Raw genomic sequence first — 15169 nt, 5'->3', positions numbered from 1 at the left:
ATGCGACAGGTTGGCGATCACCTCGCCCAACTGACCGACGCCGGTGACGCGGACCTTTCCCGGCAAGGCGGCGAGGCGGCGGACCAGCCGATCGTTGGCGGCATCGACCGCGGCCGGGTCCATGCCGCGCAACAGTTTCGCGTATTTGACCAGCGCCTCGGCCCGCTGCTGCCGCAGGGCGTTGCGGATATCAGGGTCCGCCATCGCCTCGGCGAGGCGCCGCGGTGTCATGTCCGCGGCGTCCAGGCCGAGCCGGTGTGCCAGCACATTCCGCGCGTCGCCGACCTCGTGATAGGTGTCGATGTCCCAGGCGGTACGCGCGTAATCGATGATCGCCTCGATCTGGCCCGCGCGAATGGCGTTCTCGTCGCGCAGCACCGCGAGCCGCTGGGCGAGCAGGTCCGGGGAGCCCAGCTCCGCTTCGGTGATGCCGAGGCGCTCGGCCAGTTCGCCGATGGCGGCGCCGATCTCCTCCCGCGACAACGGCTCCGGCGTCTCGTCGGCGGCGGGCGGCGCGTCGGCGCCCACGGCAGCGTCCGGCACGACGCGCCAGCCGTCGCCGTCGTTCACCACAGTGACGTCCAAGGCACGTCCCTCGACCGCACCGGTGAAGTGACGCACCTGCGTCACCCCGCCGTCGACGATCGCGATCCGGTCCGGCTGGACGTCGGTGACCAGATAGTGCACCTCGACGATGCCCTCGTCGACCGCCTCGGCCAGTCTCGGGTGCGCCGCGAGCGCATCGGCGATGACCCGGTCGTGGTTCAGCCTGCCGTCCACGACCACCAACCGCATCGGCCCACCGGGTTCGCCGGGGACCAGGCCGAGCCCGGTGCCGTCCTCCAGCAGCGCACCGCCCCGCGCGAGCACCCAGTCCCGCCCGGCCATGTCGCCGATCAGGCCGGTGAGCTCGTCGGCCGCCGCATCGGCCCGCAAGAACTCGTCGGCGTCGGCGAGGAAGGCGGTCAGGCCGCGAGCGTGCTCGCGGATGCGATCCATCTCCTCCGCGAGCGCGTTCGCGAGCTGATGCGCGTCGAGCGCGTGCAGATCGGTGCCGAGCAGCTGCGCCCACACCGAGCGCTCGTCCTTGATCTGGTCGCGGCGCAGCGCGTTCTCGAAGAACGCGCGCAGGCCTTGGTCCTGGCCCGGCTGATCGCTGTCGTAGAGATCGCCCCACTCGCGGCTCGGCTCACCGCCGTTGTTCACGCCCTGCCAGTCCAGCAGGGTGGGGTTGCCGCCGAAGGCCCGCACGACCTCACCGAGGAAGCGGTTCATCGGGTTGGCGTCGAAGAAGCCGACCTCGTCGCTGTACGGGATCCGCTCGTGCTCGGCGTTGTACCGGCGGGACGCCTCGGCGAGACCGGTGAGCGCGCCGATCCGGCGGACCTGCTGATACCGCAGCAGATCGACGGCCCGGCGGACGTTCTCGGGGGTCGGCTCACCGAGATCGACGCCGAGGGCATCGGCGGCGGCCGCCAAGGCGTCGGCCAGCTCCTGCCGACGTACCGTCGCCTCGGACAACTCGTGCAGCCAGTCCGCGAGTTCACCGGTGCTCGCGGGCGAGTCATCGCCGGGTCGCATGGACGGTTCCGGCGTGACGTCGGGCGTATCGCCGTCGGTCGGTTCCGGCCTGGTCTCCGGTGCGGCGAGCGCGCGGGCGGCGTCCTCGGCCTGTCGCTTCAGCTCCTCGAGTTCCACCCCGAGTTCCCGGCGCACCAGTTCGGGATCGGCCTCCTCCAACCAGTACCGGTACTCCTCGCCGTCGCGGGCGATGGGTGTGCCGTACTCGGCGGCCGGGCTCGCGACCCGGGAGGTCAGGCGCTTCAGGAACGGGATGAGTTCCCGCTTGCGCCACATGGTGACGGCTTCCTTGAGGATGCGGACCGGACTGAACTTGGTCTGCATCACTTCGTATTCATCGCCGGGCGCCGGTGTCGGATCGTAGTGCTTGGTGAGCGGCAGCCCGGCTTCGTGGGCGAGCAGCGACTGGCCTGCGCTGTCGATGCCGGAGCCGGACGGGTACTTCGGGCTCTCGCCGACATACCCCGCCGTCAGCGCCTCCCACAGGCGGCGCAGCCGCGACTTCGGCCGCTCCGGTTGCCGCGGTGCGGGCACGGTGGTGTCCGCCGGTTCGGGTGCGTCGAAACGGTCGGCCGCTTCGACCCGCCAGCCGCCGTTGTCGTCGGCGACCAGCCGCGCGGGCACGCGCTCGCCATCGACCTCGAGGGTGTACCGGCGGGTCTCCCCCGGTTCGGGCGGTTCGGCGCCGGTCTGCCTACGCGCCGCTTGGACGGCGTCGGCGAGATCGGCGATGGCTCGCCCGTCGCGGCGCACCGCGGCGCGGGCCCGCTCCACCGTCCCGGCCGGATCGCGATCCAGATCGGCGGGATCGATGCGCAGCCGCCGTGCCCAGGCGTCGCGGGTCTCTCGCACCTGCGCGCGCAAGTCCGGATGCTGCGTGTCACGCGCCCGCTCGGTGGCGGCCGCCAGCGCCTCGACCATGCCCGCTTGCAACAGGTTTCGGTAGCGCAGGTCGGCGATGGTCGCGCCGAGGTGCTCCGGGGACAGATCGGCGTCGTCGAGCCCGAAGCCACGCGCGAGCCGGTCGCGAGTCCGGTCGATCGGTTCTGGGCGCGGGGCGCGAGCGGACGGCTCCGGGGCGTGCGTGTGTTCGGCGGGCTGCGCTCGGCTCACATCATTCGAGTGCGGCTCGGCCGCCCGCGTGGCCTGCGCGAGGGCATCGTCCAGGCGAGCGACTTCCGCTTCGGCATCGAAGACGCGGCGGGCAGCGCGCTCCAACTCCGCGACCCGCTCCTGCCACGGCTGCTGCTCATCCACCCGCAACGTGCGGCCACGCAGGGCTTCGAGCGCGTCGTCCAACGCGTCCCGGGTCAGGTCCGCGTCATCGACCGGCAGACCACGCCGAGCGTCCGCGAGTTCGCCTCGCGCGTCGGACAATTCGCGGGCTGCCGCGTCCCGTTGCGCGGACAGGCGTGCCGGGTCGGCGGCGGCCGGACGGCCGGGAGGCAAGGCCTCCGGGCTCGTGGGAGCCGCGGGCGATCGCGGGGGCCGCGGTTGCTCGATCGGCAAGCCCGCGCGGCGCAGGTCGTCCTGTACGACACGCAGGCCGTCGTCGGGCGCCTCGGCCAGCCAGTACTGCTCGTCACCGTAGCGTTCCTCGCTGGTGAGCGGTTCGAAATCGTCCGGGTAACGCATGCGCGGACCGTCGGCATCGTCGAGGAAACCTCGGGCCCTGGCCATTTCGGCCAGCTCGGCCAGCGCGGCCAGCGGATCGCGCAGCGCGGTGAACCTCTCGTCGAGACCGAGCGCCTGGGCGAGCAGGCGAACATGTTCGGTCTCGGCCTCGGTGAGCGGTTCGGCTTCGCGCTGGTTCGGCCAATCGCGCTGTTCGCGAAGGAAATCGAGCACATCGCGGACCGGGTTGCCGGTGTGGCGCGCGCCTTCCGGACGGCTGTCGGCCGGCGGCTCGGCGTTCGTCGGCGGCCCGGATGGCGGCTCACCACCGGCGCCCGCGCCCTCGGCTCGCGGATCGGCCGGGTCCGGCGGCCCGGCGTCCGGCTGCGCGACCGGGCGTTCCAGGTCGGCGTCCGAACGCACCGGTCCGTCGGCCGCCGCATCGCCCGCACGCGAAACAGGCTCTCCACCAGCATCTTCCGGCAGCGGTCGAGCGGCCTGCGCACGGGCGTCCTCGGCCCGAGCCAATTCGTCCTCGGCGTCGAACACGCGCCGCGCGGCACGCTCCAACTCCGCAACCCGCCCCTGCCACGGGCCCTGCTCATCCACCCGCATCGTGCGCCCACGCAGGGCATCGAGCGCATCATCCAACGCATCCCGCGTCAGATCCTCGTCATTCACCGGCAAACCACGTCGAGCATCCGCGAGATCAGCCTGCGCGTCCGCCAACTCCCGCTCCGCCGCGTCACGTTCAGCCGACCGGGCTGTCGGCTCGCCCTGCGTGCGCGTCGGTCCGACGCCCGGGCGATCGGCTCCATGCGAAATCGGTCCTGCGGCATGCGGAGTCGCCGCGGTGGATGTGCTGGGCGGGGTATCCGGATCGACCGGGGCAACGGCGAATTCGTCGAGTTCGCGTTCGAGTTCCGCGAGGCGGTCCATGGCGCGGCGATGGATCTCGTCCAGTTCGGCCACCAGACGCGCGTGCAGCTCGTCCAGTGCCTGGGCCTCCGGAGACGGGTGCACCGCGTCGACCGGTCCGGCGGCGAGTCGGTCGAGCCGGGCGACGGCGGCGTCGAAGTGCCGATCGAGGTCCGCCGCGATCGCGTCGAGTTGGGCGAAGGTGTCACGAAGCAGTTCGTCGAATCGTTCGTCGGTGCGGCGGGCCGCGTCGTCGAACTCCGCGCGGATGCGCTCCAACGCCGCCTCGGCCGGGTCCTCGGCTCCGGCGCGGACCGTGGGCGATTCGAGCGGCGTGACCTCGCCGCCGGCCGGGACGCCTTGGTCCGACCGAGCGGATAGTTCGGCGACCTCGGCTTCGATTTCGGCCAGGCGGTCGACAGCGCGTCGCTCGATCCGGTCCAGCTCCGCGCCCGCTCGGCGCAGCAGGTCATCGAGCTGCTGGTCGATTCGGCGCTGCAGTTCGTCGAGTTCGGCGAGCGCACGGTGCGCGTCGTCCCGCGCGGTGGCGGGCGGGTGGTCCCGAGGGGCGGCGTTTCGCGGGTCGTCCGACGCACTTCGACCGGGTTCGTCCGGACGAACAGCGGGCGGTGACGCCTTCGCCGTGTCCGGTTCGCCCTCGGAACGGTCGGCGGGCGGCATGCCCCGCTCGCCGTCGCCCGAGTCGTCGGGTTCGTCGGGCTCGTCCGGCCGTGCGAGGGCGGGTGGGTCCTCCGGTGGTTTCTGCGCGCCGCCATCGGCGTCCGGCGCGGGGGCGTTCTCTTCCCGGGGACGCGACGGCTCGTCCCCGGCAGACGGACGACGATCGCCGCCGCGAGGTCCTTCCGCGGGGTCGGGGCCATGGGGCCGCGAGGGCGTCGCACCCGATGCGGGAGGCAGATAGCCCGGGTTCGGCGGAAGCGGAGCAGGGGCGTACGGGATACCCGCGCGCCAATCGGTCAACGGCGGGCGATCGGCGTCCCAGTGGTAGCCGAGCGCGATCGCATGCGCGTTGGCCTGCTGCCAGCTCGCGCCGGGATTGTCGTCCAGGAATCGCGCCTCGGCCAGCATGTCGTCGAGCAGCACGAAATCCTGCGGCAGCGCAGCGCCGTCGATCAGGCGGCGCCACGCCTCCGCGACATCGGCCAGGCGATCCATCCGCGTGTGCACGTACCGGCCGTGCGGGTCGCCGTGGTCGCGTACCCGGTGCTCGTCGACCATCAAGTGGTTCTTGATGCGCGCCAGTTCCTCGCGGGTGAACGTCGGAACGTCGTCGCGCATGTGCTCGGCGAGCGCCGTCGCGATCTGTTCCGGATCGCCACCGCCCGCGAGCAGTTCGCGGATGTCCTCGACCGTGGCGCGAATCGCCTCGGGGTCATCGGCGGCGAACCGGTCCGCCAGATCGCCCGCCACCCGGTCGATGTCGTCGTGGACGCGCCGCAGCTGCGCGTCGACGTCGCCGAGCGGGTCGATGCCAGGCTGCCGCTGGACCAGCCGCGCGACGACGTCCACCACCTCGCGCGCCCGGGTTTCCCGCTCGGCGCGCCGATGCCGGTCCAGGCCGTCGGCGATCCGGTCGAGATCGGTGTCGTCGGCTAGGAACCGCTCGTATTCCCCGTCGGCCCAGTCCTGGACCCGCTGCCAGGCGGCGATGTCGCGGTCCCACTCGCGCTGCAGGCCCTCCGGGATGTCGACCCGGTCGCCCGGCGGCACATGGTCGGCCGTATTCCACGGCCGGTGCATCGGCTGGATGTTGCGCTGCGGCGGGGCGAACCATTCGTAGTTGCGGAACACCGTGCCGAACGGCGGCACATGCCGCAGCCACGGCCGCGCCTGCACCCATTCGCCGATCTCCGGATGGCGCTGGATCCAGGCCTTCACCGCCGGATGCTTCGGCACCTGCGCCGCCATCAGCAGCAGGCGCACCACGTTGTACGAATCGCCGCCCCAGTGCTGGGTGAACACGTCGTTCTCGTCGACGCCCGAGGTGTCGTACCGCGAAGGCGCCTGCGGCATGTGCACCGGGAGGGTGCTCTCCGGGATCATGCCGGGCGGGACGTCGTCGGTCGGCAGGGTGATGTCGTTGACGACGTCCTCCATCGCCCACCCGCTGACGCCGTCCGGCAGTTCCTTCGGCGAGTACTTCTTCGGCAGTTCGCTACGGTCGCGCCCGAATTCCCAGTCCGGACGGGTCGGATCGACGCGGTGCCAGACGCCCTCGTCGTCGCGCCACGAGGTGATGTCCAGGCGGCGGCCGCCGATCCATCCGGTACTCAACCGTTCGATCTCCGGCGGATCCATGTCCTGGGTCCGCACGTTGTCCTCGCGGTCGGCGAGCACGTGACGGTAGTCCACGGTGGTCTCCGGACGCACGATCGCCTGTGCCACTTCGGAACTGCGGCGCAGGGCGTCGGCCAGAGCGGCGTCGTGTTCGGCGCGCGGCGCGGCCGGATCGGGCCGGGGACCGAGCACGATGATGCGCGGCCGCTCGCCTTCGATGATGCCGACCCGGTCGGTCACCATCCGGCCGCCCATGCGCTCGACGATGTCTCGGTACGCGCCCGCCACCCTGGCCATGTCGTCCTGGATGCGGCCGATCGCGTTGTGCGCGTCGTTCACCTCGCGCGCGACGGCGTCGAGCGCGTCGACGTCCCGGCGGCGAGCGGCGGCCTCCTCGTCGGAGAGCGTGCCGTCCGCGAGCCCGTCCCGGACCGCCGCGCGCAGGACGGCCACGGTCCGGTCCAGCCGCTCCGGTTCACAGGCCGCCTGATCGACTCGTCCGTCCCGGTCCAACAGGCCCAGACGGGCGGCAAGGTCGTCGCGCTCGTGCCGCAGCGGCTGCACCTCGTGCAGCGCGTCGGCCCGCTGCTGGGCCAGCCGCTCCAGCGCGTCGATCACGTCCTGCGGCCGGGACCGTTCCGCGCCAACGCCGGCCGCGCGCAACTGATCGAGCCGCTGGTCCACCTGCTGGATCTGCTCGTCGAGCTGGTTGACCTGCTCGGCGGCCGCGGCGAGCTTTTCGATCGTCCGCCTGCGATGCTCGAGTTCCAGCGGCTCGGGCGCGACCCGATCGGTGTGCGGCGCTTCGTCGGGGCCGCCGATATCGTCGATCGTGCGGACGTTCGCGGCCTCGTACAGCCGCAGCACGGTGGTCTCCAGCTGATCCCCGCGCAACGCCGACTCGTCCAGGACGACGTTCCCGTTCCACGACTCGCAGCGCGCGACCCGGCCGTCACGTTTGGCCCGCCAGAACTCGCGTTCGCGGGTCAGCGCCTGGCGCTGCTGGACGAGCCGGTCGTATTCGCCAACCGGGGTGGTGGACAGTTCGAGGTCCGCGAGTTCCGCTTCGAGGCGAGCGGTTTCCGCATCGGCGTCGGCGAAATCGCGTGCTATCTGTTCCAGCTCATCGATCCGGGCGAGACGTTCGGGCATCTCGCCGACCGGCATGGTCCGCCCACGCAGGCCCTCCAGCGTGCGGTCCAGGCCGTCGGGGCCGGGGCGCAGGGCCGCCCAGTCGTCGGCGTCGTCGATCGGCAGCCGTCCCGCCAGTTCGTCGCGCCGCGAGCGCAGTTCGTCCCGCCGGGCTCGTGCCTGTTCCAGTTCGGCTGTGCGCCGGTCGTATTCCGCCCGGGTCTCGGGTGACATCCGGGCGCGCGGATCGTCATCGGCTCCACCGGTGTGCGATTCATCCGCGCCGGGCGAAGGTGTGCCCGCCTCCGGAGCGGCGGCGGACGGTGTCGCGGGGTCGGGCCGTGCCGAGGACCCTGGGTCCGGTGTACCCGCATCGACGTGTTGCTCGGTCCCGATCGGCGCGTAGAGCCTGCGCAACCACTGCGCCCGGTCCTCGGCCATCCTGGCGTTCCACTCCGCCTGTTGCGCACGGAGTTCCGCCCATGGATCGTCCGGATCGGCGTCGGCCGTGCGCCGCAACCGGTCCGCTTCCAGGCCCGCGGTCCAGGTCTCGTTCTCCGCCTGCGCCAAGCGCAGCCACGCCGCGCGATCGGCGGCCATGCGGGCGTTCCATTCCGCCTGCTCGGCGCGCAAGCGCGCCCACCGGTCGTCCGGGTTCGCGTCGGCCAGCTCGCGCAGCCAAGCGGCGTGGTCGGCGGCCATGTCCGCTTCCCAGTCGGCCTGCTCGATCCGCATCCGGAAGTACCAGTCCGATGGCGGGCCGGGCTCGTCGCCGGGGTCGTCCGCGAACGGCGGCGCGGTGGGCGGCTTTTCGGCACCGCCATCGCCCGCCGAGGGCTGCGAGGTTTCGGCGTCGTCGCCAAGGCCCGGCTCCGCGCTGACGGCGTTGTCGCCGGGACCGGGCTTTCCGGTTTCGGCTTCGGCCTGTTGCGACTCCCCGCCTGCGGTCGCGTCCACACGCGGGGCGATCGGCACGACCCGGATGGCGCCGTCCGGGTCGACCCGCAGTTCGCGCGGCCGCGCGCCTTGCGCGAGCGCGTCGGCCACCTCCGGATACCGTGCGGCGACATCGGCCAGCACACGAGTGGGCTCCGTCCCGCCGAGGTTCACCACCAGCACCATCGGCGGCTCGCCCGCGAGAATGCCGACCCGATCGGTGACCGGCCGGGCATCGGCGCGCAACAACGCGTCACGTTCCAAGGCGGTCGCCATCGCGCGGTCCAGCCGCTCGACGCGTTCCTCGGCCCTGGCGAGCCGCTCGGGATCGTCCGCCGCGCGGGCGGCATCGCGTTCGCGCACCGCGGCGTGGTTCTGCGCGGCCAGCCGGTCCAGCACCGCCTGCCGCCGGTCGGCCTCGGCGCGGCGGCCCTCGTCGGGGTCGGGGGTGCGCGCCCGGTCGAATTGCGGCGGGTTGTGCTCGGTCTCGCCCGCATCGATCGCGCGCGGGGCATCGTCGCGCGGCCCGAAGGACAGCCGATCGGCCATGCGCCGCAACGCACCGCGGGGTTCGCGCCGGACCAGATCGGACCCGCCGTCGTCGAGCAACCGGGTGATCCGCTTGACCAGCTTCTTCACGGTGCTGTCGGACATGCCGCGGAAGAGCCTGCCGAAGGCGTCGTCCAAACCGCCGCCGCCGGTCGGGGCGGGCACGCGCCACCCGCCATTGCCGTCGGCCTCCAGCACTATGCCGAACGAGTAATCGGCGATCCGGATGGTGCCTATCGTGGTCCGCGGCCACGACACACCCGGTCCGCTGCCCGGCTCGGGCAGCGGCACCTGCCTGGTGGCCAGCCGGTGGGCCACCACCGCCGGATGGGGCTCGCCGACCTCCGGTTCCGTACGGAAGTTCGTCAGGGCGTCGCTGCGCAGCGAACCTTGGTTCTGGCGGCCCTCGTAGGCCTCGTGCGCGTCCGCCTGCCGCTGATCCTGCTTCGTGTAGAACATCTCGGGACCGAGCTGGCGCAGCCACGCTTCGAAGCCGAGACCGGTTCGCCCCGCCTCGCGATAGCGCAGGTAGTGCGCCAGGAACTGTTGCATCGTCTCGTAGCGGTCGGGCGCGCGGTATGGTCCCTCCGCCACCCCCGCAGGCAGCCAGCGGGTGCCACCGTCGTCCGGCGAGACCGCGAGGTAGTCGAGGCGATGCGTTCCGCTCCACAGCACGTCGGCGTATGCCGAATTCCGCACGGCCAATTCGCGCAACGCGTCGACGTGCCCGCCCGGCTCGGCCGCGATGACGAGCCGATGCACACCTCGCTCGTCCGTGAACAGCGCGATGCGTTCGGTCAGGCGGACGCCGGCGGGATCTCGGTCGAGCATGGCGTCGACCGCGCGCCGCGCCGCCACCAGGTCGTCGGCCTCGACGGGCGCGCTCCGGGCGAGCGCCGCCGGATCCTCGGCCATCGGCCACGGCTGATAGCGGCCATGGTTGTCCGCGGCGGAGCGGGCGACTTCCATCGCGATCTCGGCCTCGGGCAGACCCACCTTGTCGACGTACTTGCGCAGCGCCGCCAGCCCGGCGTCCATCGCACGACGCTCGGGCGGCACGCCGTCGTCGGCGTGCGAGGCCTTCCGATAGGCCCGGTCGTAGGCCTGGGTGTAGGCGGTCTCGGCCGGGCCGACGGGCACGAAGCGTCCCGATTCCCGCAGTACGCGCAGGGTTTCGATCTCGAACGCGAAGTCAGCGGTGCGCATCCGCCGCAGCTCCGGCGAGTCCGCCTTGTGCGGGTTGGGGGCGTGGTCGAGGTCGGCGGCGGTGAATCCGTTGGCCCGGTCCCATTCCGCGGCGTAGTGGGTGGCGTAGTCGACACCGTCGATCAGCGGCCCGCGCTCGACCAGCGCGGCGCGCACCTCGCGCACCGCCGCACGGTAGGCCGCGGCGTCGAGCATCGAAGGCCGGATCGACGAGTTGCCGCGATACGCGCGCGCGGCGATCTTGCGTGCCTTCTTGCGTGCCTCATCGAAGGTCTCCCGCAGTCGGTCGTCGTGCTCGACGGCGCGCGGCTCGTCGGCGGTGCGATCCCGCTCGCTCTGATACGTCGCGCGTTCCTCGCGCACCCGGGTGAACTCGAAGGCCCTGGCGTGCGCCTCGGCCTGGCGGTCGAGCATCGCGCTGACGTACTCGTCACGCGACAGCGTGAGCCGTTCCAGCGGCCCCTCGCCCGCCCGTATCTGCTCGGCCATGGCGGCGGCGTGGACCCACGCTTCGGCGAGCTCCAGCGCCGACGAATTCAAGTGCAGCACAATGCTATCGGCGGACGGGACGTAGCCGGTGTCGGACCGCAGCTGCTGCCTGCCGTCGCGTGCGGCCGGTGGGTCGTCGAAGGTGAAGCGGATATCGACGCCGAGCCGGTCGACAGTGCTCATCGCCCACCGGCCGACGGAATTGCCGTCGCCGCGCACCCGCTCGCCGAGCATGTTCACGTAGACGCGCAGGTTGTCGCCGTCCAGCTCGCGCATGACGCGGTCGAGCCGGTCGGCCAGGTGGTCGTCCGGTACCGGCTCCTCGGAGGCGGAGCGCTCCGGTCGAGCGACGGCGTCGGACGGACTCGAAGTCCGTTCGCGCATCCAGTGGCCGTCGTCCTCGGACCAGACCGCGGAAGGACCGGTCTGTTCGTGCCGCAACCGCACGGTGCCCGAGTCGTCGACGTCGACCCAGACTCGATCGGCGACAACATCCTCCACCGCCAGGGTGTGGCGCAGTGACGTGTCGGGCGCCTCGTCGCCGGTCACCCGGGTGAAGCGGTCACCGGTCTCCGCGACGAACACCTTCGGCGGCCGTCCGGGCAGCCACGCCACCCGGTCGGTGAGCCAGCTGCCACCGGCCTCGCGGACCTGCCGGTCCATCAGGTCGTGCCCGACCCGCGCCGCGAGCTCGACGGCGACCTCGTCCCGCGCCGCCACCGCGCGCCCGCGATCGGCGGCCAGTTCGCTCAGGATGCGCACCTGAGCGTCGAACGTGGCCAGCTGATCGTCGCCGAGTTCGCGCCGAGTGCGGGCGAGGTCGCGCAGGTGGGCCAGCACATCCGTCCGATCCTGCGCCTGCGCCCTGCGGTCGAGGGCGTTGTGTTCGGGATCGAATCCCTCGAGTTTGCCGACCAGTTCATCCCACACCGCGTCGATGCGGCCGATCTCCCTGGTGTGGGCCGCGTGCCTGCGCACGAGTTCCTGCGTCTCGCGCGCGGCCTCCGCGGTCGCCGGGCGGTATTCGTCCGCGGAGCGCTCGTATTGCTGGGCGGCGTCCCAGTCCCGGCCGTGCGTGCTGCGCGCGCTGGTGCTCTCCTCCTCCGACCACGGCGGGTCGAACAGGTCCCCGGCGAGCAGCGCGTCGACACCCGCCGCCCGTCCCAGCTCGCGCAGCCGCTCGGCGTCGAGAGCCTGGTCGTGCGCCCTGGCCACAGCCGCGTCGTAGGCGTCGAGGTACTGCTCACGCACCGCGCGCTGATAGTTCACCTCCACCGGCGCCAGCGCGGTCGGCCGACCGGGGTATCCCGCGTTCTCCAGCTCACGCAGGAATTCCGCCTGCCTGCCGGTGGCCACGGCATCGGCGCGCAATTGCGCCGCGACGTAGTCCGCGCGCGTCGTGCCCCGGATGCGGGACGGCGTGACCTCGACCTCCCCTGCCCGAATCGCTTCGGTCAGCGCGGCCACGCGCACGAGTTCGCTCGCCAGCTCCACCTGTCCGCGGTCATGGGTGTCGATCAGGATGTCCATGGTGCGGCGGTCGAAGGCGTCGGCCGCGCCGATCTCCTCGCCGATGTCGGCGAACCGCACCCGGGCGCCCTCCGCGCGGAGCAGTTCCGCCGCCTCCCGCCCGACGGCGGATTGTTCGAGCAGCTGCCACACTTCGGAGGTTTCGGTGTCGATCCGGGTCAGCTGCCACAGGTCTTCGCCGCGGGCCTCGGTATCGGCGGGCTCCGGCTCGTCGGCCGCTGGTTCCCGCTCGTTGTCGTCGGTCCGCTCGCGCGATCCGGTGTCGTCCGGCGTCGAGTGGGCGTCCGGCCCGGCGAACTCCGGCTCGGTGAAACGCACCGTCGGTGCGGGATCCCCTGGCTCGACGCGTACTTCGGTGAAGCCGTACTCGGCGGCCAGCTCGCCGAGGAGGGTGTCGCGCATCGCTTCCTCGGGCGTCCGGTAGAGGTCCGGGTCGGCTCCCGGGCCGCCTTCCCGGTGCCACTCGCCTCGGATCTCGGTCACCAAGTGCCCGAGTTCGGACATGGCGCTGCGGAAAAGGCCCGCGCCGTCGCGCGGTCTGGTGGCGGGCTGTATCCGGACGCGCAGCACGCCTTCACCGTCGACAGTGGCGTGGATGCCGCCTTCGCCGTCGGGGTAGAGCCAGGTGTTGCGTCTGTCGTATTCGCGGACCGCGGTGTGGTCGTCGCCGAGCGGAGTGGTGGCGTCGGGCGGCGGACCGGGGACGATGTCGCGCGCGTGCTCGCGTACCCGCGTCAGCCGTTCCATGGCCAGGTCGTGCCAGTCGGTGCGGCCGTAGCGCTCGAACCGGGGCCGCAGCGCGGCGACGCGTTCGATGAGGATGTCGACGGCCTCGCGGGTCAGCCCGTTGTCGCGATAGCGGACGCCGCCGTCGGCGTCGCGGGTGAGGAATCCTTCGGCGAACGGGCTCACCGCCTCGCGCGCCTCGACGCTGTTCTCGAAGGCGCGGCTGTGGTCGATGCCGACCGGCTGACGGTCCGGCCCGGCGAGCCAGCCGAAGCGATCCCGGTCCGGGGGCCGGACCATGGTGTCGAGCAGACCGAGGGCGCGGCCGGGAAGCGAATCGGCGTACCCGAGTCGGTGCGGATCCGCGAAGTCGCGGTGCCGGTTCCCGGCCGGTTCACCCGGCATCACCTGCTGGTAGACGACGGTGGGCTCGTGCAGCACCGACTCGGGCACCGGTGCGTCGACGGCCCGGCCGAGCACGCCGGTGAGCACCTCGGCGACGGCATGCCGCGGATTGACGACGATCTTGCGGATCAGTTCGGTGCCGTTGCCGAACCGGACCAGCTCGACGCGCCGGGCGCCGTGCGCCGAATCGCCCTCGCGCAGTACGGTCGCGCCGATCTCGCCGGAAGCCAGCGCCTCCGCCACGACCTGGTCGAACGAGCGCGCGCCGTGCGCGGCGTCCCAGGCGTCGCCGTAGAAATCGGCGTAGGTCTGATCCGGGCCGACCGGCTCGGCGTCCATCAGTGGGCGCAGCGCCTCGAACGCGGCCTCGCGGGCCTTGTCCTGGAGATCCTCGGGCCAGGCGTTCGGCTCCGCCGCCCTCGCGGCCGCGTGCGCGGCGTCGTACGCCTCGGTGTACACCCGCTCGAGTTCGGTCTCGGGGATGTCGTGCCGCGCCGCGCGCAGTTCGCCGACCGCGGCGAACTCCATGATGCGGGCCGCGGTCTCCAGGTCGAGCATCGCGCCGACGTACGCGCGGCGCGAGGACTGCGTCCGCATCCGGGCGGCGTCGGGCATGTCCGGCGCGTGGGCCAGATCGGCGAGGGTGCCGCCGCGCACCAGGGCGAGCAGCTGCTGGGTGTCGGTCAGGCCGGGATCGAGGACCAGTCGCCGCTGCGCCGGGTAGTAGCGATCCGGCGCACCCGATTCGTACTCCACCCGCACCTTGTGCTCGGTCAACGCCCGATCGATCTGCCTGCCGATCTCGGTCCTGGCCAGCTCCGCGCGCAGGCGGGCGGTCCGCTCGGCCGCCGCGGTCCCGGCCAGATCGCGCGGCGTGACCTCGCCGACGGGGTCGCTCGGCGCGGCCGGACCCGGCTCGTCCACGGAACGGACCCGCACGCGGCCGAAGTCATCGATCTCCACCTCGAGGAACCGGCGGGCGACGTCGTCGCGGCCGAGCAGCGCGGCGGCGAGCGGGTCGCGCTCGGCTTCCCGCATGACCCGCTCGTGGTCACCGGCTTCCGCCGCGATCACCAGCCGGTCCGGCTCGCCGGGCACATGAGCGACGTGATCGGTCAGCACCCGGGCGGCGTGCTCGCCGCGAACAGCCGCGCCGAGCACACCGCGCGCGGCCAGTGCGGCGAGCCTGTGCCGCTGTCCCTCGAGCCGGAAACCGGCCTGGTCGCGCCGATCCGCCGAATCGCTGAGGACACGCAGATCGTGCTGCCTGCGCAACAGATCGGGGTCGTGGTCGGATCGGGTGGCCGCGTCCTGCGCCTCGCGCAGCGCCCGCTCGATCTGCGACCGGGTGACGTCACGGGTGCCGAACACCGCCTCGGCCTGGTGGGCGAACTCGGCGGCGGCATCCTGCGCCCGCAGCCTGGCGTCCTGGCGGGTCAGCGCGCCCTGCCACAGTTCGTCCGCGGTCATCGGGGAGAACGGATGATGCCTGCCCGCCTCCGCCGCGCCGTCACGGCCGACATTGGCCTCGTCCCAGATGTTTCCGTAGTAGTCGGCGTAGTTGCGCCCGTTGTTCCACTCGGTCCGGCCGAGCGGCTCGCGCAGCGCCGCGACGCCGAGATCGTGGGCCTCGGCGCTGTTGTCCCAGCGGCGGCGTGCGAACTCCCGATCGAACGCTTCGCGATAGTGCTGCTCGAGCGGATGCTCCGGGATCTCGTAGCCGAGCGCACGCAGTTCCGCCGCGAGCCGGAAGTGCCTGCCGCTGGCGGCGGCTTCCTCGTCGACC

General features: G+C 72.5%; 1 protein-coding gene (cut by a window edge). It reads right to left on the bottom strand.

Features of this window, described 5'->3' with window-relative positions; genetic code table 11:
- Nucleotides 1-15169, bottom strand: part of the annotated coding region (locus ON21_RS04325) for a WXG100-like domain-containing protein (RefSeq protein WP_039795580.1) (this coding region is incomplete at its 3' end). Its footprint extends 12839 nt past the window's final position; 15169 of its 28008 annotated nt are in view.

It is taken from the genome of Nocardia araoensis NBRC 100135 (genome assembly GCF_000308435.1).
Classification (GTDB): domain Bacteria; phylum Actinomycetota; class Actinomycetes; order Mycobacteriales; family Mycobacteriaceae; genus Nocardia; species Nocardia araoensis.
The sequence above is the reverse complement of the archived record's forward strand: the minus strand, read 5'-3'. Positions and strand labels throughout refer to the sequence as shown.